18 protein-coding genes and 1 pseudogene are annotated in these 19,219 nt (G+C 58.4%); 10 read left to right on the forward strand and 9 right to left on the reverse strand.

Features of this window, described 5'->3' with window-relative positions; translation table 11 throughout:
- Positions 1 to 41: 41 nt before the first annotated feature.
- The 4 genes and pseudogenes from ureE to ureG all read left to right on the forward strand — a co-directional run bounded on the left by ureE (position 42) and on the right by ureG (position 2,346).
- Positions 42 to 602, forward strand: a complete 561-nt coding sequence (ureE, locus tag ACOYNV_RS05870; RefSeq protein ID WP_422898821.1) for an urease accessory protein UreE — start codon at positions 42 to 44, stop codon at positions 600 to 602.
- 2 nt (positions 603 to 604) lie between these two features.
- On the forward strand, positions 605 to 1,288 hold the full coding sequence (locus tag ACOYNV_RS05875; RefSeq protein WP_422898822.1) for an urease accessory protein UreF: 684 nt from the start codon (positions 605 to 607) through the stop codon (positions 1,286 to 1,288).
- A gap of 88 nt (positions 1,289 to 1,376) precedes the next feature.
- Positions 1,377 to 1,760 (forward strand): annotated as a pseudogene (locus ACOYNV_RS05880) (endonuclease domain-containing protein).
- Positions 1,738 to 2,346, forward strand: coding sequence for an urease accessory protein UreG (ureG, locus tag ACOYNV_RS05885; protein WP_422898823.1), 609 nt, complete (start codon positions 1,738 to 1,740; stop codon positions 2,344 to 2,346). The pseudogene ACOYNV_RS05880 and the gene ureG overlap by 23 nt, the downstream one beginning before the upstream one ends.
- Before the next feature lie 204 nt (positions 2,347 to 2,550).
- On the opposite strand, the gene ACOYNV_RS05890 is transcribed toward ureG, so the two are convergent.
- Positions 2,551 to 3,486 (reverse strand): response regulator, encoded by a 936-nt coding sequence (locus tag ACOYNV_RS05890; protein WP_422898824.1) that lies wholly within the window; start codon positions 3,484 to 3,486, stop codon positions 2,551 to 2,553.
- Positions 3,476 to 6,874 carry an ATP-binding protein gene (locus ACOYNV_RS05895; protein WP_422898825.1) on the reverse strand — a complete coding sequence of 1,133 codons (3,399 nt, stop codon included), beginning with the start codon at positions 6,872 to 6,874 and terminating at the stop codon, positions 3,476 to 3,478. The genes ACOYNV_RS05890 and ACOYNV_RS05895 overlap by 11 nt, the downstream gene beginning before the upstream one ends.
- 749 nt (positions 6,875 to 7,623) lie before the next feature.
- Here ACOYNV_RS05895 and ACOYNV_RS05900 point away from each other — a divergent pair.
- Positions 7,624 to 8,760 carry an MFS transporter gene (locus ACOYNV_RS05900; protein ID WP_422898826.1) on the forward strand — a complete coding sequence of 379 codons (1,137 nt, stop codon included), beginning with the start codon at positions 7,624 to 7,626 and terminating at the stop codon, positions 8,758 to 8,760.
- A 390-nt stretch (positions 8,761 to 9,150) separates the two neighbouring features.
- Here ACOYNV_RS05900 and ACOYNV_RS05905 read toward each other — a convergent pair whose 3' ends face one another.
- The 4 genes from ACOYNV_RS05905 to ACOYNV_RS05920 form a co-directional block, all read right to left on the reverse strand.
- Positions 9,151 to 9,537, reverse strand: a complete 387-nt coding sequence (locus ACOYNV_RS05905) for a LapA family protein (RefSeq protein ID WP_422898827.1) — start codon at positions 9,535 to 9,537, stop codon at positions 9,151 to 9,153.
- A gap of 95 nt (positions 9,538 to 9,632) precedes the next feature.
- The gene (locus ACOYNV_RS05910; RefSeq protein ID WP_422898828.1) at positions 9,633 to 10,064 is read right to left on the reverse strand and encodes a PaaI family thioesterase; all 432 of its coding nucleotides are present in this window, start codon (positions 10,062 to 10,064) and stop codon (positions 9,633 to 9,635) included.
- Positions 10,065 to 10,122: 58 nt separating this feature from the next.
- Positions 10,123 to 11,418, reverse strand: a complete 1,296-nt coding sequence (gltA, locus tag ACOYNV_RS05915; RefSeq protein WP_422898829.1) for a citrate synthase — start codon at positions 11,416 to 11,418, stop codon at positions 10,123 to 10,125.
- 367 nt (positions 11,419 to 11,785) lie between these two features.
- The gene (locus ACOYNV_RS05920) at positions 11,786 to 12,988 is read right to left on the reverse strand and encodes a M20 aminoacylase family protein (protein ID WP_422898830.1); all 1,203 of its coding nucleotides are present in this window, start codon (positions 12,986 to 12,988) and stop codon (positions 11,786 to 11,788) included.
- A gap of 85 nt (positions 12,989 to 13,073) precedes the next feature.
- On the opposite strand from ACOYNV_RS05920, the gene rapZ reads away from it, so the two are divergent.
- Genes rapZ through ACOYNV_RS05945 form a run of 5 tightly spaced genes read left to right on the forward strand, consistent with a single transcriptional unit; the run spans position 13,074 to position 16,148 of the window.
- Positions 13,074 to 13,982, forward strand: a complete 909-nt coding sequence (gene rapZ, locus ACOYNV_RS05925) for an RNase adapter RapZ (RefSeq protein ID WP_422898831.1) — start codon at positions 13,074 to 13,076, stop codon at positions 13,980 to 13,982.
- The gene (locus ACOYNV_RS05930) at positions 13,982 to 14,356 is read left to right on the forward strand and encodes a NusG domain II-containing protein (protein WP_422898832.1); all 375 of its coding nucleotides are present in this window, start codon (positions 13,982 to 13,984) and stop codon (positions 14,354 to 14,356) included. The genes rapZ and ACOYNV_RS05930 overlap by 1 nt, the downstream gene beginning before the upstream one ends.
- Positions 14,337 to 14,891: a Gx transporter family protein gene (locus tag ACOYNV_RS05935; RefSeq protein WP_422898833.1), complete on the forward strand. Its 555-nt coding sequence runs from the start codon at positions 14,337 to 14,339 to the stop codon at positions 14,889 to 14,891. The genes ACOYNV_RS05930 and ACOYNV_RS05935 overlap by 20 nt, the downstream gene beginning before the upstream one ends.
- On the forward strand, positions 14,884 to 15,501 hold the full coding sequence (locus tag ACOYNV_RS05940) for a flavin prenyltransferase UbiX (RefSeq protein ID WP_422898834.1): 618 nt from the start codon (positions 14,884 to 14,886) through the stop codon (positions 15,499 to 15,501). Before ACOYNV_RS05935 ends, ACOYNV_RS05940 begins: the two co-directional genes overlap by 8 nt.
- Positions 15,498 to 16,148 carry an LON peptidase substrate-binding domain-containing protein gene (locus tag ACOYNV_RS05945; protein ID WP_422898835.1) on the forward strand — a complete coding sequence of 217 codons (651 nt, stop codon included), beginning with the start codon at positions 15,498 to 15,500 and terminating at the stop codon, positions 16,146 to 16,148. The genes ACOYNV_RS05940 and ACOYNV_RS05945 overlap by 4 nt, the downstream gene beginning before the upstream one ends.
- A gap of 189 nt (positions 16,149 to 16,337) precedes the next feature.
- On the opposite strand, the gene ACOYNV_RS05950 is transcribed toward ACOYNV_RS05945, so the two are convergent.
- The 3 genes from ACOYNV_RS05950 to panE all read right to left on the reverse strand — a co-directional run bounded on the left by ACOYNV_RS05950 (position 16,338) and on the right by panE (position 19,074).
- Positions 16,338 to 17,099, reverse strand: coding sequence for a sulfite exporter TauE/SafE family protein (locus ACOYNV_RS05950; RefSeq protein ID WP_422898875.1), 762 nt, complete (start codon positions 17,097 to 17,099; stop codon positions 16,338 to 16,340).
- Positions 17,100 to 17,665: 566 nt separating this feature from the next.
- Positions 17,666 to 18,004 carry a hypothetical protein gene (locus ACOYNV_RS05955; protein ID WP_422898836.1) on the reverse strand — a complete coding sequence of 113 codons (339 nt, stop codon included), beginning with the start codon at positions 18,002 to 18,004 and terminating at the stop codon, positions 17,666 to 17,668.
- A gap of 113 nt (positions 18,005 to 18,117) precedes the next feature.
- Positions 18,118 to 19,074, reverse strand: coding sequence for a 2-dehydropantoate 2-reductase (gene panE, locus ACOYNV_RS05960; RefSeq protein ID WP_422898837.1), 957 nt, complete (start codon positions 19,072 to 19,074; stop codon positions 18,118 to 18,120).
- Positions 19,075 to 19,219: the final 145 nt, after the last annotated feature.

A 19,219-nucleotide genomic window follows, 5' to 3' on the forward strand; every position in this document is an offset into this window, starting at 1 on the left:
CACATGCTTATAAATAATTACAATGACAAAAGGGTGTTAAGTTGAGAGCATTGGGGCCGGGGGGGGTTAAACACCCGCTGATCATCCTCAACAGCAGAACCACCCTTCCCTCCACCGACAGCGTCGCCCTCGCTTACGACGAGCGGAAGCGCAGTCGCCTGCGTATCATCCTCGCATCCGGCGCCGAAGCCGGCATCTTCCTCGAACGCGGTGATCACCTGCACGACGGCGATAAACTGGCAGCCGAAGATGGCGACTCGGTAGTAAAAATCCTCGCTGCCCCTGAAAAACTGATCAAAGCCGTCGCAGACACTCCACTTCTTTTCGTCCGCGCCGCCTACCATCTCGGTAACCGCCATGTGCCGGTGCAAATCATTCCCGATGCCGGTGGCGGTCGCCTGTACTTCCAGACCGACCATGTTCTGGCTGAAATGGTACGCGGCCTCGGCTGCAAGGTCGCCGAGATTGAAGCCCCGTTCCAGCCGGAATCAGGTGCCTACGGCGGGCAGCACCACCATGGAGACGAGCCGGCCAATCTGCACGACCCCGGCCACGGCCCGCACCGTGCAGTACCCAAAATCCACCAGTTCAAGCCGCGTTGATCGTGGACGCACTGGCCCTCACCCGCCTGCTGCAACTGGCCAGCCCGGCGCTACCGGTCGGCGCCTACACCTATTCGCAGGGGCTGGAGTGGGCAGTGGAGAGTGGTCGCATCCGCGACGAGGCGAGCGCCGGGCAATGGATCGGCGATCTGCTGGAACATGGGATTGGCCGCTTCGAAGCGCCACTGCTGGTTTGCCTGATGGCGGCCTGGGCAGAAACCGATTCGGGCGAAATCCTCCGCCTCAACGCAGACTTTCTGGCGAGCCGTGAAAGTGCCGAATTGCGGACGGAAACGGTGCAGATGGGATTCTCGCTGAACCGCTTGCTGGCCGACCTGCGCGATCCGGTGCTGGATGCGCTGCAGGTTACGCTGGCGGCCATGCCCGAGATTGCCTTCCCGACAGCCTGGGCTGGAATCGCCGTTGCCTGGGGCATTGGTTCGGAAGCGGCCGCGGCGGCTTACCTGTGGTCATGGGCGGAAAATCAGGTGATGGCCGCCCTGAAAGCGGTTCCGCTCGGGCAGGCTGGAGGCCAGCGCCTGCTCGCCGAATTGGGGCGGAGGATTCCCGTTATCGCCAAAAATGCGCAAAGCCTGCCGGAAGATGAGTGGTCCAACTTCACACCAGCGCTTTCCATCTGTAGTGCTCGGCATGAGAGCCAGTATTCAAGGCTGTTTCGGTCTTGATATGGCCGAAAAACCACCCCCCCCAGCCCCCCTTGTCAGGGGGGAGCACACTACTCCCTCCCCTGACAAGGGGAGGGCCGGGGAGGGGTTGAAGTTCCTCCCTTACGACAAACGCCTCACCGCCCTCGCCCGAGAAAACCGTCGTAACCCTACCCCCGCCGAAACCCTCCTCTGGCAAAAGGTTCTGCGCAGCAAGCAATTCAGCCACTACAAATTCCACCGCCAGAAACCCATCGGCTCGTACATCGTCGATTTCTATTGCCCCGAGCCCCGCCTGGTCATTTAGATAGACGGCGATAGCCATGCTTTCCAGATTGAATACGACAACAAGCGCACAGAACTCTTCAACACCCACGGCCTGCAAGTATTGCGCTACGAGAACCGCGACGTACTCAACAACTTGCCCGGCCTTTACGACACCCTGCTAACCCAACTCCCGAGCCAAAATCATGAGCAACAACTCCCCTCTTAGAGTCGGCATCGGCGGCCCCGTCGGTTCCGGCAAGACCGCCCTGACCCTGGCGCTCTGCCAGGCGCTGCGCAAGGACATCGACATGGCCGTAGTCACCAACGACATTTACACCGCCGAAGATGCCAAATTTCTCGTCAGCCACGCTGCGCTGGAGCCCGAGCGAATCATCGGCGTCGAAACCGGCGGCTGTCCGCATACCGCCATCCGCGAGGATGCCTCGATCAATCTGGAGGCTATCGATCGCTTGCAACGCGCTTTTCCCGATGTACAGTTGATCCTCATCGAATCTGGTGGCGACAATCTTGCAGCGACATTTTCACCGGAACTCTCGGACCTGACCCTTTACGTCATCGACGTTGCCGCAGGCGAAAAAATACCGCGCAAGGGCGGACCTGGCATCACCAAATCGGATTTGCTGATCATCAACAAAATCGATCTGGCGCCCATGGTCGGCGCGTCGCTTGAAGTAATGGCGCACGATGCCAAGGTACAGCGCGGCGACCGTCCCTTCGTTTTCAGCAACCTCAAAACCGGTGAAGGTCTCGAACAGATCATCGCCTTCGTCCGCGACCGGGGAATGCTTTAGCGGGCGTTGTTGGAGTCTCAGTAGTCAACGGACGGATAACCGGCTTAGGTGTACGTCATTGGGCGCAAAATCATCCAAACCATCGCCAGCGCTTACGTTCAGCTTGGCTCTGGCGTTTCAGATGAGCAACTAGGCAAGTTGAGTACACGATAGTGGGCCATCGACAAGGTGAATCCTGGCAGCAATTGATCGCTCACGCCGCGTTCAAGCTCCCCGCATCTTGCTCATCGCCAGATTGGCCGCTGCCGTCCGGGTTTCCACCCCCAGCTTTTCGAATACGTGCTCCAGGTGCTTGTTCACGGTGCGCGGACTGCTGCCGAGGATGTCGCCGATGTCCTTGCTGGTCTTGCCCAGCGTCACCCAATAGAGCACTTCGGCTTCGCGCTGAGTCAGGCGGAAAGCGGCGATCAGCGATTCGATGGCGGAAGCGTCGTTTTCTTCGCGCAGGACGACCAGCCATTCTTGGTCACCGGTCTGGTCGTGGAAGGAGGCTAGCAGTCGCCGGTTGCCATCGGCCAGGAGCAGGGCGGTGGGTTCACGACCATCGCGCCGGGCGGCTTCGGCGTCGCTGATCCAGTCCAGCAGGCGCTGCGGTGTTTCTTCCTCGCCGGTGGCGAAATAGTCCTTGAGCAGTTTTCTCGACAGTGGCGTCTGCCAGACCAGTTTTCCGTCGCTGGCGCGCACCGCCAGCGTGGCCTGACCGAAGGCGTCCAGGGCCGAGCGCGCCTGCTTCATCTGGCGGGCGTTCTGCATGTGGGCAGCGATGCGTGCCAGCACTTCCGCAGGACGGATCGGCTTGGTGACGTAGTCGGCGCCACCGGCGGCGAAGGCGGCTACCACATGCTCGGTTTCGGTCAGCCCGGTCATGAAGACGATCGGGATGTTCTGCGTGGTGAAGTCGGCTTTCAGGCGCCGGGCAACTTCGAAGCCGTCCATGCCGGGCATCAGGGCGTCGAGCAGAATGACGTCAGGCAGGCTCTGGCGCGCCCGTTGCAGGGCGGATTCGCCGTTGGTTGCAACCAGCACCGTGTAGCCGGATTCGTCGAGTGCATCGTGCAGCAGCGACAGATTTTCCGGAATGTCGTCCACGATCAGGACGATGTCGGAGATGGCGCGGTCAATGGTGTTGTCAAGCGGCATCGCGGCCCTTTCTGAGAACTTCCTTCATGGCGTCGAACTGGAACTGGCGCGCCAGATCGCGCAGCACGCGCACGAATTCGGCATGGGCCGGGTCGAGGCGTTCGATCTCGCCAAGCTTGTTGAGGATGCCGCGCACGTAGCCGAGGCTGATCATTTCGTCGAGGGCGCTCAGGTGTTCGCGTCCAGGCAGGATCAGCGCTGCCGGCTGGGCGGGGGTGGCGACGCTCGGCGGAGCTTCGGCGCTGACCCAATCCAGGCCCAGTATGCGGCCGATCCAGTCGAGCAGTTCCTTGACGCGCAGCGGCTTGACGATGAAGTCCTCGGCGGCGATGCCGGCCTCGTTTTCCAGCCCCTTGTCGAAGGCGTTGGCCGAGAGGATGGCGATATGGGCATCGCTCAGCTTCTGCCGGCGGATGCGCTGAATCGTCTCCCAGCCATCGATGCCGGGCATGGCCAGATCCATGAATATCAGGTGCGGAGCGAAGCGCGGCAGCAGTTGCAGGCATTCGTCGCCACTGGCCGCCTGCTCGACCTGAAAGCCCAGCGGTTCAAGCACGCTCTGCAGCATGTCGCGATCGACTTTCTCGTTATCGACGACCAGGATGCGGCGGCGGATGCCGACGTAGCCGATGCGTTGGGCTCGTGGCAGTTCGCGCGCCGCCTGCGCCGAGTGCACCTGCGGCAGGAACAGGCGGATGCGGAAGCTGCTGCCTTCCCCGGGCGTGCTGCTGACGCTCATTTCTCCGCCCATCAGGTCGGTCAGCATGCGCGCAATGGTCAGGCCGACACCGCTGCCGCCGGCCTGGACGCTGCTGCCGCGCACGAAAGGTTCAAAGATACGTTCCAGTTCTTCGGCAGCAATACCGGGGCCGCTGTCGCGTATGTCAAAGATGGCCATGTCGTGCTTGCATTCGAGGCGGAAGCTGACTTTGCCGCGTACCGTGAATTTCACGGCGTTGCCGATGACGTTGATCAGGATCTGCCGCAGCCGCCGCTCGTCGGCACGTACCACGGGGGGTATTTCACCGCTGGGTTCGTAGCTGAAACTCAAGCCCTTGTTGCGCGCCTGCAGTTCGAACATGCCGACGATCTGCTGCAGGAAATCCGGGAAATCCAGGGCTTTTACGTCCAGGGTGACTTTGCCGCCTTCGATACGGGCGATGTCGAGGGTGCCTTCGATGACCGAGAGCAGATGGTCGCCGCTCTTGCGGATAATGCTTACCGCCTGTCGTCGGTTGGCCGGTATGGTTGCATCGCCATCAAGGATTTGCGCGTAGCCGAGGATGCTGTTGAGCGGGGTGCGCAGTTCATGGCTGATGGCGGTGATATAGCGGCTCTTGGCCAGATTGGCCTGATCCGCCACGCGCTTGGCCTTCTGCAATTGTTCATCGGTGCGCTGGTGCGAGTCGATCTCCTGCATCAGCAGGCGTGTTTGCCGGTTCGATTCCTCCTGCGCGACCTGCCGGCTCTTGTGCGTCAGCACCATCCACCAGGCACCGATTCCGGCGAACAGCAGCAGTGTCGAGAAGGCCTTGATGAAGGTCTGCTGCAGGTGCGGAATCAGCTCGGCCTGCGCTGGGGCGAGGGCCAATACTTCATGGGTGTAGAGCAATCCGAGCAGACCGCCGAGCAAGGGAACGATACAGGCCATCAGCAACAGGTAATGGCCCAGACCGGTTTCCAGATAGGGAATGACGGTGGCCGGCAGCATGCGGCGCAGCATGCCGTTCCATTGCGCAGCCAGGTTGGCGCCCGGCTTGCACAGGTCGTCGCAGCGCGCGTCGAGCGAGCAGCACAGCGAGCAGATGGTGTCGCCGTAAGCCGGGCAGTGAGCGGTGTCCTCGCTCTCGTATTCGCGTTCGCAGATGCAGCAGCGCTGCATGCCGACGGCCGGCGCGGCTTTGCCCTTGACCAGGTAATAGCGGCCACCGGTCAGCCAAGCGATCAGGGGCGCCGCGACAAAGGCGGTGAGCATCGCGATGAACGAGGCGTAAGGTTGTAAGTCCGCGCCGAGCAGCCCGGTAAAGGCGGCAATCGAGAGCAGCGAGGCGATGCCCATGGCGCCGATGCCGACCGGATTGATGTCGTAGAGATGGCTGCGCTTGAACTCGATATGCGGCGGCGAGAGGCCGAGCGGCTTGTTGATCACCAGGTCGGCAACCACCGCCGCCATCCATGAAATGGCAATATTGGAATAGAGGCCGAGTACCTGACCGAGCGCCTGGAAGACATCCAGTTCCATCAGCAACAAGGCGATCAAGGTGTTGAAGACAACCCACACCACGCGGCCGGGATGGCTGTGCGTCAGGCGGGCAAAGAAGTTCGACCAGGCCAGCGAGCCGGCGTAGGCATTGGTGACGTTGATCTTGATCTGTGAAATGACGACGAAGAGGACGGTGGCACCAATCGCCAGCGAGGTGTTGCTGAAGACATGGGAAAAACCGATCAGGTACATCTGGTTGGGATCGACCGCCTTTGCGGCGGGAACAGCGTTGCGCAGGGCGAGGTAGGCGAGCAGGGCGCCGCCGAGCATCTTGGCGACACCGGGCAGCACCCAGCCGGGGCCGCCCAGCACCAGCGCCAGCCACCAGCGACGGCTATTCTTTGCGCTGCGTTCGGGCATGAAGCGCAGGTAGTCGGCCTGCTCGCCCATCTGCGTGACCAGCGCGATGCCAACGGTGAGCGCGGCGCCAAAGAGCGGCATGCTGAATTGGCCGCCCAGCCCCTTTTCTCCCGGATAAAGCAGCAGTCCGTTCAGAACCTCGGGCTCCTGCAGCAGCACGAAAATGTAAGGCAGCACCAGCAGCACCAGCCACAACGGCTGCGTCCACGCCTGCAGGCGGCTGATCGCCGTAACGCCATGGGTGACCAGCGGGATGACCACCAATGCGCAGATCAGATAACCCCAGGCCGGCGGAATGTGGAAGGCCAGTTCGAGCGCGTAGGCCATGATCGCCGCTTCCAGCGCGAAGAAGATGAAGGTGAAGGAGGCGTAGATCAGCGAAGTCACCGTCGAGCCGATGTAGCCGAAGCCGGCGCCGCGTGTCAGCAGGTCCATGTCCAGCCCGTAGCGGGCGGCGGCATGGCTGATCGGCAGGCCGATCAGGAAGATGATCAGCCCGGTCGCCAGGATGGCCCAGAAGGCATTGATGAAGCCGCCATTGACCAGCATGGTAGCGCCGACTGCTTCCAGAACCAGGAACGACGAGGCGCCGAATGCGGTATTGGCCACGCGCATTTCCGACCATTTGCGAAAACTGTGCGGCGTAAAGCGCAAGGCATAGTCTTCGAGCGTCTCGTTGGCCACCCAGGTGTTGTAGTCGCGCCGGATCTTCACCACGCGCTGCAGCGGTTCAGGAGTGGCTTCGGAAGAGGGCGGATTAGTCATGTCGGGCAAACTAACACAGCGGGCGATACATGGAAATTCGCAATGCCTTGTTTCCTTTCGAACTTCGCCGCGCTGAAGGGACCTGATGCGTGTCGCCACTGGTAACGGGCGTTGTTGAATAGATCAGAATTAGGCGAAAGCCTTCCTATATCCGGGGTATTTCTAGTTACATTGAGCGAAAAGTGAAGATGGTTGGACAACCTTCGCTCACAACCCTCGTTTTAATTGCAGACAACCTTCCTTTTTAAATGCGATCCAGACAGGCCCTGATCCGTTCAATGGTTTGATCGACAGGCGCACATGAGGAAACCTCAAGTCCAAGGTTGCGTGCGATTGCGTTAACTTTGGCCGGATAGAGTGGAATACCGCCTCGATCGATGGCTCGGATGAGACTCCGGGCTTGAGCAATCTCGGTTGGAATATTGTTCTTGAACAGTCTTCGCCGAATCCAGGTGAGCATAGTGGATTTCAATAGTGCGATTTAATTGAGGCATCATGACAGAACACCCGATATCCTCTTCTGATAGCCAACTTCGAAAGAATCTACTCTGGCGCTGTCAGCGATAAATGGTAACACTCAGTTGAGCTGATACTGTTGGCCCTTGAACTCTAATTTTCATCGTCACGCCGCATAACCATTTCCATTTTGCCTTCACGGGGGGCTTTTTCGATTGAACGCGCAAGCAAATGGTCACGGGAAAGCCCCCCAATGGCTAGACTCGAATCAGACCAAACGAGCTAATTGGGCCTTGGCTCTCGCCGGCTTCACCTGTTTTTTTCTGCTGTACGGCACGCAGCCGATCTTGCCTCAACTGACCCATGAGTTCGGCATCTCGCCGGCCATGGCCAGTTTGAGCGTTTCAGCCGGCACTGCGGCGATGGCATTTCTCCTGATTCCCTTGAGCCTGGTTTCTGATCGTTATGGCAGAGCTTCGCTGATGCGCTGGTGTCTGTTCGGCGCGGCTGTTTTCGCCTTCGGCTCATCGTTTGCTCCAGATTATTTTGTTCTGTTGCTCAGTCGAATTTGCCTTGGGGCTTGTATCGCTGGGGTTCCTGCGGCAGCGATGGCCTACCTTGGAGAGGAATTGGCACCTGAGCTCCGGTCGCGCGCGATGGGTCTGTACATTGCGGCCAATGCATTGGGTGGGATGTCAGGGCGATTGATTGCCGCCCTGGTTACTGAATATTTGAGCTGGCGACATGGTTTGGCTACCCTCGGAATTGTCGGCCTATTGGCCGCCATCGGATTCTTGCGACTGATTCCAGCGGGCCTTCACTTTTTCCCACAGCCCATGCAATTGCGACCGCTCTATTCCGATCTGCGCACAATTTATGCAGACCCCGGACTGCCATGGTTGTTCTGGACGGCCTTTTTGATAATGGGAGCTTTTGTCGGCCTCTACAATTTCCTGGGGTTTCGCTTGAGTCTGGAACCCTATGCACTGGGTCCGGCAGCGATTGGCGCAATTTTCCTCTTGTATGCGCTTGGGAGCGTATCGTCTGTTTTGGCTGGTCGTGCGACGACGCGCCATCCACGCCATAAAATCATGTTATTGATGAGTTGTTGCATGGCAGCAGGTATCAGCATGACATGGGCTTCATCCCTGCCGATCATTATTGCCGGACTGGCGATCTTGACGTTTGGTTTCTTTGCGGTTCATGCCGTGGCAAGCGGATGGGTGGGGCATCGGGCGGGCCAGCGCAGAGGATTGGTTTCTGCGCTTTATCTTTCGAGTTACTACTTGGGCGGGAGTGTAATTGGTAGTGCAGCAGGATGGCCTTGGGAGCAATTTCATTGGGCTGGCGTTGTCGTCGCACTGCTTCTTCCGGTTCTCCTGGTTATCGCAATGACGACACTACGTCTGCGCAGGCTTTCGGATTCTTGACTGGTTTAACGGGCAGGGCTTTCATTACTTGGGGTGTCTATCAAAGCCATGCCAGTTAACGTGAAAGTCGCGTACGCGACTCTCGAATCTCCCCTCGCCCTCTGGGAGAGGGGGCGGGGGTGAGGGAAACGGGCATGACTTTCATAATGTGGGGCGCCTTTCAAAGTGATGACCGTTAGCCTTGGATCACGGCTGATCATTTCAACCATGATAGCCATGGGGCACATGCCTCCGTGCGTAGGCGCACTCCTTGATCGCTGGATTCTGCTAGTAACCATCACGGCGATCGCCGGACATCGTCACGAGTAGCACCTGGGCTACCGAGGATGTTAACGACAAGCACTTCTCCATCCCGGGCAAAGAAGGAATCGGCAGCTAGCTTGGCGCGTTTCACTCCCCTTTCTCGTTGGCAAATAACGACCGCAAACCGACATAGGTCTTTTCAGGCCCCGTTTTGTCTGTTTCGGCCGAAGGTGCCAGTCGCGCCATTTCGGCAACCAGTTCGTTGTTGCGCGTTTTTTCCCCGGTCACTTCACGTTCCAGATCGGCGACTTGGCGGCGCAGGCGCGACGTTACCCATTGCCTGCGGATCACGGCGGGGGAAGACAGCAAAGCCGCGATCAGAGCTCCCAGGCCGAGTGCCACCAGCAGTACGATGGCCAAGGAACCCTCGTAGTGCCAGATGGCAATTGTCACGGTGACGAGCGCATTGTTCTGCAGTGCGAAGACGACGGCACCGATGGCAAAAACAATTCCGGAAATCAGCATGAGTTGCATTTTCTACTCCGTAGCTGGTAACAAAAAACCGATGAAATCATCATCACTTCTGCCAGAGCGGCCTGTTGAGTGTGATCAGCGAATGTACGGACTGACTAGCTGTTTGGCCACAGGATCATTTGCGTGCAGCGGAATAATGCGATCTTTCGAGCGTTCGATTCATCTGTTACGACAGCGTCCCAGACTTGAGTGTTCCGCCCGAGATGCTGTGCTGTCGCGATGCATGCGATGCCGCCTTCGCGTACAGTTCCCAGGTGGTTGCTCTTGAGTTCAATGGTCGTGAATGACGCAGCGCCCTCTGGCAGATGGGCATAGGTCGCGTAGCCGCAACTTGTGTCGGCCAGTGCGACGATACTTGCAGCATGGAGAAAATCATTCGGGGCAAAGTGCAGTTTTCTGATGCTCATGCGGCTACTCAAGGTGCCTTGACTCACAGCCGTTATCTCGATCCCGAGATAACCCGGAAGATATTCGGCGCCGCGCTGGTTGAATTCCTCGATTGAAAAATCAGAATGTAGCTTGGTCACGATATCGCCACCTGAACGGCTACAGCCATTGCCCGAATAGCCCCCGGAGCCATGCTTGTTACAGTCGTGTGTTCTTTGTCGACACGGGGCGGAATGCAGTGCCGGCGTAAAGCTGGCGAGGGCGACCGATCTTGTGTTCGGGATCGGTGATCATTTCCTCCCACTGAGCCATCCAGCCCACCGTGCGCGCCAGCGCAAAGATGCAGGTGAACATGGAGGTCGGGATACCCAAGGCTTTCTGCACGATGCCTGAGTAGAAGTCCACGTTCGGGTAAAGCTTTTTCTCAATGAAGTACTCGTCTTGCAATGCGATCTTCTCCAGTTCAATGGCCAGCTTGAACAGGCGGTCGTTTTCAAGTCCAAGTTCCTGCAAAACGTCGCTGCAAATCTTGCGCATTATCCTGGCGCGCGGATCGAAATTCTTATAGACGCGGTGACCGAAGCCCGTCAATTTGAAACTGTCATTCTTGTCCTTGGCTCGCTTGATGTATTCGGGAGCACGAGATATATCGCCAATCTCCTCGAGCATCTTCAGGCAGGCCTCGTTGGCGCCACCGTGCGCAGGCCCCCAAAGACAGCCGATACCCGCAGAGATGCAGGCATAGGGATTGGCGCCAGAGGAACCCGCCAGCCGAACCGTCGAAGTCGAGGCATTCTGTTCATGATCGGCATGCAGGGTAAAAATGGTATCCAGTGCATGCACCAGAACCGGGTTGGGTTCGTATTTCTCGCAGGGGTTGCCGAACATCATGTGCATGAAGTTGGCGGTGTAGCTCAGGTCATTGCGCGGATACATGAAGGGCTCGCCCCGCGAGTACTTGTGGGCCATGGCAACGATGGTCGGCAACTTGGCCACGATGCGGTTGAAACTGATATTGCGATGCTCGGCATTGGAGAAATCCCAGGCTTCGTTATAGAACGCTGAGAGTGCGCCGACCACGCCGACCATCACCGCCATCGGATGCGCATCACGCCGGAATCCCTGATAGAACTTGGCCATCTGTTCGTTCACCATCGTGTGTTGCGTGATGATGTACTCGAAATCCGTCTTTTCCTTTTCGGTTGGCAGTTCGCCGTGCTTCAGCAGGTAGGCTACATCGAGAAAGCTGCATTGATCCGCCAGATGCTCGATGGGGTAGCCACGGTAAAGCAACACGCCCTCGTCGCCGTCAACGAAGGTGATGGTGGATTCGCAACTGGCGGTCGACAGAAAGCCGGGGTCGTAGGTGAACAGGCCGGCCTTGGCGTAGAGCGCACGAATGTCGATAACGTCATTGCCGTGGGTGCCGGTCAATACCGGGAGTTCGATGGTTTTGCCGTCGACGGTCAGGGTTGCAATACGTGAAGTACTCATGGGAATTTCCTCTTGTGGTCAGCTTTGCGACGATTATCGAATTCATGTCCTGAGCAGCGCTGAACTGGTTGTCCACTGCGCATCATGAAGACACTGACCTACGGCCAGCGGGTTCTTTAAGTTAGCGCTCATAACGCTTGTGGCGTAAGCTTTTGGGTGCGCTCCAGGCAGTGCGGATTCCGTTGGGGCAAGGGTCAGGTGGACAACCGAAACCAGGAGCACGAGGATGAACGTTTGGATCAGCTGAAAGCCGCCATCGTTTCAGCAAACTTGAGTAGTGGTTCCACCGACTCTGGCTTCGATCCCAGTAACTTTAGCATGCCTTCCATCCGCACATCTTCCTTGTCTTGGCTCATCAGTCCTTGCTTTATGGAAGTAAATCTATCCTCTGAGTCAACACATCAGCCTGCAGCGCTCCTTCCACCAGACTTACCCAGTAGCTAATACCGAATGGAAGGATGTCATCGTTGAAATCGTAGTGCGGGTTGTGCAAGGAACAGCCTCCGGTACCAGGCCCATTGCCCAGCCACACATAACAGCCGGGCTTGACCTGCAGCATGTAGGAAAAGTCCTCTGCGCCCATCGAAGGCAACTCATTCTTGCGGACTTTATCCTCACCAAAAATGGCCTCAGCCGTCCGGCGACAGAGTTCGGTTTCTGCAACACCATTCACTGTCGGCGGATAACGCAGGTCGAAACTGGTTTCTATCTGTGCGCCGAAAGCGCTGGCAATGCCGCTGCACAGACGCTCGATGGCTCGCTCTACAAGTTCCTGCACTTCGGGCTTGAAGGTGCGGATCGTGCCGCGCAGCACGGCGTCGTCGGGAATGATGTTCCAGGCTTCGCCGCCGTGAATCTGCGTAACGCTGACGACGGCGGATTCACAGGGGTGCAGATTGCGGGAAACGATGGTCTGCAAGGCGAGTACCAGCTGGCTGGCTACAACCAGCGTATCGACGCCCTGATGCGGCATCGCCGCATGACAACCGTGGCCATGCACAGCGATCTCGAAGGCGCAAGTGCCAGCCATCACCGCTCCCGGCATCACAGCCATTTCGCCAACCGGAATTCCCGGCCAGTTATGCAGGCCGAAGACGGCATCCATCGGAAACTGCTCGAACAGACCATCCTTGATCATCACCGCCGCGCCACCTTCCGATTCCTCGGCCGGCTGGAAAATGAAATAGACCATGCCATCAAAATCCAGACTGTTCCTGTTTTCAGCCAGGTAGCGAGCGGCGCCGAGCAGGGTCGTGGTGTGGCCGTCATGACCGCAGGCGTGCATCTTTCCTTCATGCCTGGAGCGATGCGAAAAATCGTTCTTTTCATGCAGGGGCAGGGCGTCCATGTCAGCCCGCAAGCCGATGGCTCGGATGCTGCTGCCTTTGCGCAGAACGCCGACAACGCCGGTTCTGGCCAGCCCTCGATAAACCTCAAGTCCATAGGCGGCAAGCTCGCGCGCCACGATCTCAGCAGTGCGCGCTTCCTTGAAAGCCAGTTCCGGGTGGGCGTGGATATCGCGACGGATGGCGACGAGATCGGCAAGGAAGGGAATATCCAGTAGGTTCATGGCAGAGTGAGTTTCAATAACAGGGTTATCAGTTTATGTCAGCCCGGCTTGCCCGTGTAAGCCACGTTCCGCTATGCTCACGCACATGCACATCGTAATCATCAGCGGCCTCTCCGGTTCCGGCAAGTCGATCGCCCTCAACATGCTTGAGGACACCGCCTACTATTGCGTCGACAACCTGCCTTCGCAATTGTTGCAGCAACTGGTCGACCAGCTCGCCCAGCAAGGCTACGACAAGGTGGCAGTCGCAATCGACATCCGCGGCGGCGACAGCATTGCGATGCTTCCGCAACAGTTGGCGACACTGCGTGCCAAGGATCTTCAACTGCAGTTTCTCTTTCTCGACACAAAAACCGAAACACTGCTCAAACGCTATTCCGAGACACGCCGTCGGCATCCGCTGGCCAGTGAGCAGCGTACGGTGACCGAGGCTATCGCCGAGGAACGCGTTCGCCTGGAAAGCCTGGCCGAACTCGGTCATCACATCGATACCAGCGACCTCAAACCCAACGCCTTGCGTGAATGGGTACGCCAGTTCATCTCCACCGATGCGCAACAGGGATTGACCCTGATCTTTGAATCCTTCGGTTTCAAGCACGGCGTTCCGCTCGACGCCGAGCTCGTCTTTGACGTTCGCTGCCTGCCCAACCCGCACTACGACCTGGCCTTGCGCCCGTTCACTGGCCGCGACGCCCCGATTGTTGCCTTTCTTGAGGCCGAACCTGAAGTGCTGCGCATGCGCGAAGATATTGCCCGTTTCATCGCTACCTGGCTGCCTTGCTACGTTCGCGATAATCGCAATTATCTCACCGTCGGTATCGGTTGCACCGGTGGCCAACACCGTTCGGTCTATTTTGCCGAGTGGCTTGGAAGCCAGTTCCGCAATCAGGCGCGGGTACTTGTTCGTCATCGCGAGTTGCCGCCTGCTTCTTCGTCTGCTTCTCCGTTTGCTTCTTCGTTTGCTTCTTCGTCCACTCCCAGCGGCAAGCGCTGATGCATTGGCTGGCACTGTTCAGGCCCGGTGACTGGCTGGTAGCAGTGCTTGGAATCGTGGTTTGTGCTGCCACTTTTCCTCTGGCATGGCAAGGCGGCATTGCCGAAAAAGCGATCATCAAGCGGGGCGGTGAGGTCTTTGCCGAACTTGATCTGTCGCGCAACCGCCAGATCGAAGTTCCGGGGCCGCTTGGCATCACCATCATTGCCATCGAAAAGCGCCGCGTTCGTGTAGTCTCCGACCCCGGGCCGCGCCAGTATTGTGTGCGCCAGGGCTGGCTGGCTCGGACCGGTGAAATCGCCATTTGCGCCCCGAATCAGGTCAGCGTGCAGGTGCAGGGCGGCAAGGAGGCTTATGACTCACTCAGTTATTAGGCTGACAACGACGCCCGAAGACCACCGTATCGCCCAGCTCGCGGCAGCGGCCATCGGTCTGGCGCTGATCGATGCGGCGATCCCGTTGCCGCTGCCGGGCGTCAAACCGGGGCTCTCCAACATCGTGACGCTGATCGTGCTGGCGCGCTACGGCTGGGCTACGGCGGCCTGGGTCAGCGCCTTGCGGGTGATCGCCGGCGGCCTGATGCTCGGGCAGTTTCTGTCGCCTGGATTCTTCATGAGCCTGACCGGTGCCTTGCTCAGCCTGCTTGTTCTGGCCTTCGCCATTCGCCTGCCAAGACGCTGGTTCGGGCCGGTGAGCTGGAGCATCCTGGCGGCCTTCGCGCATATTGGCGGGCAATTGCTGCTGGCGCGACTGTGGCTGATCCCGCACAACGGCCTGTTTTATCTGGTGCCGCTTTTTTCCTCGGCAGCGCTCGGCTTCGGTATCATCAACGGCCTGATCGCCGCGCGCCTGCTTGAGCAAATGCCGCCGAGCCCGCCGGCCAGCCAACCCGAGGTGAAGAATGCCTAAAACCATCTGTCTCGCGCTCACCGGCGCTTCCGGCATGCCTTATGGCCTCCGCCTGCTTGAATGCCTGCTCGAAGCCGGCTGTCGCGTCCAGTTGCTTTACTCGCAGGTAGCTCAAGTCGTCGCCAAACAGGAGATGGGGCTTGAATTGCCGGCCAGAGCCAAGGAGACGCAGGCCTATTTCCGTGAGTGTTATGCCGCGCTACCCGGCGAGCTTGATGTCTATGGGCGCGAAGAATGGTTCGCTCCGCTCGCCAGCGGCTCGAATCCGCCCGATGCCATGATCGTTTGCCCATGCACCATGGGCACGCTGGCTTCGATTGCCCAGGGCCTGGCCAGCAATCTGATCGAACGCGCGGCAGATGTTGTACTCAAGGAAGGCCGCAAGCTGGTATTGGTGCCACGCGAAACGCCTTTCTCGGCTATCCATCTGGAAAACATGCTGCGCCTCGCGCGTGCCGGCGCGGTAATCCTGCCGCCCAATCCCGGCTTCTACCATCATCCGAAAAGCGTCGAAGAACTGGTCGATTTCGTCGTCGCCCGCGTGCTTGACCAAGTGGCCGTACCGCATGCGCTGATGCAGCGCTGGGGAGCCGGGGAGGACGCAGCTTGAGCTGGCTGGATTTCCTGAAAAAACAGACCCCGGCGATGCCGGATGCCTCGGCAGAGCCGCAACGGCTCGACCTTCCCATCTTTCCGCTCGCTGCGGTACTTTTCCCCGGCGGCGTGCTGTCGCTCAAGGTTTTCGAACAGCGCTACCTCGATATGTCCGCCGCCTGCATGAAAGATGGCACGCCCTTTGGCGTCTGCCTGATCGCCAGTGGCAAGGAGGTTGGTCAAACCGCGCTGCCGCACCAAATCGGCACGTTGGCGCACATCGATAGCGGCGACATGCCGCAGCTCGGCATCCTGATGCTGGAAGTACGTGGCGGACGTCGTTTCCGCATCGTTTCCCGGAGCACGCAGCCGGACGGATTGTTGCACGCCCAAATCGAGTTGCTCGACGAACCGGCGCGGCGGGAAGTGCCGACGGCACAACAGGGGCTGCTGCCGCTGCTGCAAAAAATCGCCGGCGAGCTCGGCCCCGAAAAAATGCCCAAGCCGCACGCCTTCGATGACGCCGCCTGGGTCGGCTACCGGCTGACCGAAGTGCTTCCGGTGCAGGCACTGGCCAAACAAAAGTTGCTGGAACTGGATGACCCGGTAGCGCGGCTGGAAATTCTCTTTACCTATCTTTCACAGCGCAAACTGGTCTTGTAGCGTCTCCGAGGTTGTGAAAAAATTCCTGAACACCCACCGCAGAGGCGCAAAGGTGACCGAAGGAAATGCAGAGCCGCAAAGGAAACGCAGAGGAACCCAATTGTTTTTAAAGGTTTTCTCTGCGAAACCTTTGCGCCTTTGCGCCTCTGCGGTGGATTCTTGATATTTTCACAACCTCTCAGACCGGGATCAGAAGGTATCCCAGGCGAGCTTGAGTATCAAAGCGCTGACAACAACCAGGAACATCTGCCGCACGAAGCCGCTGCCGTGACGCAAGGCGAGGTGCGTGCCGGCCACCGAACCCATGACGTTGCAAACGGCCATGGCAACGGCTAGAACCGGCAGCAAATAGCCGTTAGGCACAAAAAAACCGAGGGCGGCAAGGTTGGTGGCAACATTGACCACCTTGGACGCCGCCGAAGCGTGCAGAAAGTCAAAGCCGAAGAAGCGGATAAACAGGAAGATCAGGAAACTTCCCGTACCCGGTCCGAAAAATCCGTCGTAAAAACCAATCGCACCCCCGACCAGCAAGGCGAAAGCCAGCTCGCGTCGACCTGCATGCTGCGGCCGGTGCAGACTGCCGAAATCCTTGCGCCAGAAGGTATAAGCCGCCGCCCCGACCAGCAGCACGAAAATCAGCGGCCTCAGTATCTCGCGTGGAAGCCAGGCCACCGCCATGGCGCCCAGATACGAGAAGGCAAAGGCGGCAAAGGCGGCCGGCAAGGTAGTCCGCCACGGCATTTCGACGCGACGCGCATAGCGCCAGGCGGCGTTGCCGGTGCCGAAAACACTGGAAAATTTGTTGGTGCCGAAAATCGTTGCCGGCAGTTCGTCCGGCAATGAAGTGAACAGCACCGGCAACTGGATCAGACCGCCACCGCCGACGATGGCATCGATCATTCCTGCAGAAAAAGCGCTTAGCGCAAGGAAGGTTAAAACGGTGGTGTCGATCAACAAGGCGTGAAACGTCCTAGGGGTTTATAAGTATCTATATATAACTACTATAAAGATAATATCAGCGATAAATCTGTGGATAAGTTGCTATTTATCTTGTTTTTCATGGCAATAGGTTTGTTTTTCAGGGTTGTAAAACCCTTGTATCGAGCTGTGGATAAAAGCTGATAACTTATCCACAAGGTGGTTTTCAAAGCGATGTCCACTTATCATCCACAGACTTCAAGGCAAGTTATACATGGAGAAATCAAGTGCTGTCGGCTTGCGGTTTCTTGTTGGTGCGGTACGGTTTTCTTATCCGACTGCTCGGCAAGGCGGTCAAAAAAGCCCGCTGAGTGCGCACGGGTTTCGCATCAATTGGAGGGCAGCGCCTTGGTACGGCGCACCGGATGGCGATCTACAGGCACCCAGTCTGAAGAACGGCGTATTTATTTGGTGTTCAGGCATCACCTCTGTAGAACGCCAATTGGAGAGGCTTCTGGAGGTGATGCTTGTGCTTCGCTATGTAAGGCACCTGCGAAAGAGGGACTTGTCCGACGGCGGCAGGAGTTCGTCGCTTGTTGTCACTGTGGCGGCCGGTTCGGCGGAATGAAGGAAAAAGCGTTGGGGGCGGTACTCCATTTGATGCTCAGGCCATCGAGCACGACGTTTACCGGGACGTCATGCATGACGCCATTGTGCTTGATGCTGGCGATCCCCTTGTACTGCCTTTCGCCTTCCTCCGTGAGTTGGACCTGGACAACCTCGACGCCCGTATCCTTGAAGCGCGGGTCGACGCGCAGCACATCCTGGATTGACTTTTTAGCCATCTCGCCAACCGTTTGCGGAGTGGGTGAGCAGCCGATCAACGCCGTCGCAATGGCCAACAGGCTGGCCAGAAACTTCAATTTTCCGAATTGCACAGAAATATCCTTCAGGGTGGTGTGGTGCGTAATTCCTGGATTGGCAAACAATAAAGAGCAACACAGGATACAAAAATCGAGACAAATTGTTCTGCCTGAGCAGACAGAATCCATTAATCGTGGGCTGGGCCGTTTGGCGAAACAAGCGCTGCCGCTTTCCTGCGCATGTCGTAGGCTTGCAGGTGCGAGCAGGCGAGCTTGAGCATCGGGGCTTCCACTCCTTTCGCTTGCGCGCGAGCTGCCATGTCGCCCAGAATGTGATCGGCCTCGGTGGGGCCGCCGCGCTCCACATCGCGCAACATCGAAGCCATCAGTACCGATCCGCGCTCGGTCAATTGCCTGCGGAAGGCCGTCAGTTGGGCCTCCGCCACGGTGTGACCGCTGGCTTCGGCGATCCTGGCACATTCGGCCAGCAGTCCCGTAATGAAGGATTCGCCGGCCACCGTGTTGAGGATGTCGCCAATGCTGGCGCGCAGGGTACAGGTCGAGCCGGCCAGTGTGGAAAGGAAGACGAACTTGTCCCACATCGCCTGTTCGATGTTGTCAGATTGGGAGAAATTGATACCGGATGAAGAGAGCAGTTGCACCAGCGGTTGCAACCACTTTAAGGGTTGTGCCGTACGCGAACCGACGACCAGTCGATGCGGCTTGTTGAGGTGTCTGATTTCTCCGCCTGGCGCGAGCATTACCGAAATCAGCGCCACGCCACCGAGAACCCGCTCCGGGCCGAAGCGGGCCGCCAGCGTATCGATGTGCAGCACGCCGTTCAGTAGCGGCAGGATGACGCTCTGCTCGCCGATGGCCGGCGCGATGGAATCCATCGCCGAATCCAGGTCATAGGCCTTGCAGGAAAGCATGATCAGGTCAAAGCAATCGGTCAGTTCGTCCTTGGTCACGACTTTGGGCGTGATCTGCGTGTCGCCAACAGGGCTGATAACCTTCAGCCCGTTTTCCCGCAACTGCTGCGCTCTTGCCTGACGAACCAGGAAAGTCACGTCGCCACCTGCATCATGAATTCTGGCTCCGAAGTAGCCACCGATTCCACCCGCTCCCAGTACAAGAATACGCATCGCCAAGCTCCCTAGATTCGTGATCAATAAATCAACATACTTTACTCTTGTTGCCTTTGGCAAGAGTGCCCATTGACGGGCGCTGCAAGGCGGGTGGACCGGCCAGCTTCAACGCACGGCACCCGAGACGAACTGTCTCCAGGCC

The organism is Propionivibrio sp. (assembly GCF_049316945.1).
Classification (GTDB): Bacteria; Pseudomonadota; Gammaproteobacteria; order Burkholderiales; family Rhodocyclaceae; genus Propionivibrio.

Excerpts from the sequence above, each read along its gene's own strand:
- ureG (WP_422898823.1), top strand. The coding sequence starts at position 1,738 with ATGAGCAACAACTCCCCTCTTAGAGTCGGCATCGGCGGCCCCGTCGGT.
- ACOYNV_RS05920 (WP_422898830.1), bottom strand. The coding sequence starts at position 12,988 with ATGAACCTACTGGATATTCCCTTCCTTGCCGATCTCGTCGCCATCCGT.
- ACOYNV_RS05930 (WP_422898832.1), top strand. The coding sequence starts at position 13,982 with ATGCATTGGCTGGCACTGTTCAGGCCCGGTGACTGGCTGGTAGCAGTG.
- panE (WP_422898837.1), bottom strand. The coding sequence starts at position 19,074 with ATGCGTATTCTTGTACTGGGAGCGGGTGGAATCGGTGGCTACTTCGGA.
- rapZ (WP_422898831.1), top strand. The coding sequence starts at position 13,074 with ATGCACATCGTAATCATCAGCGGCCTCTCCGGTTCCGGCAAGTCGATC.
- ACOYNV_RS05890 (WP_422898824.1), bottom strand. The coding sequence starts at position 3,486 with ATGCCGCTTGACAACACCATTGACCGCGCCATCTCCGACATCGTCCTG.
- gltA (WP_422898829.1), bottom strand. The coding sequence starts at position 11,418 with ATGAGTACTTCACGTATTGCAACCCTGACCGTCGACGGCAAAACCATC.
- ACOYNV_RS05895 (WP_422898825.1), bottom strand. The coding sequence starts at position 6,874 with ATGACTAATCCGCCCTCTTCCGAAGCCACTCCTGAACCGCTGCAGCGC.
- ACOYNV_RS05935 (WP_422898833.1), top strand. The coding sequence starts at position 14,337 with ATGACTCACTCAGTTATTAGGCTGACAACGACGCCCGAAGACCACCGT.
- ACOYNV_RS05940 (WP_422898834.1), top strand. The coding sequence starts at position 14,884 with ATGCCTAAAACCATCTGTCTCGCGCTCACCGGCGCTTCCGGCATGCCT.
- ACOYNV_RS05905 (WP_422898827.1), bottom strand. The coding sequence starts at position 9,537 with ATGCAACTCATGCTGATTTCCGGAATTGTTTTTGCCATCGGTGCCGTC.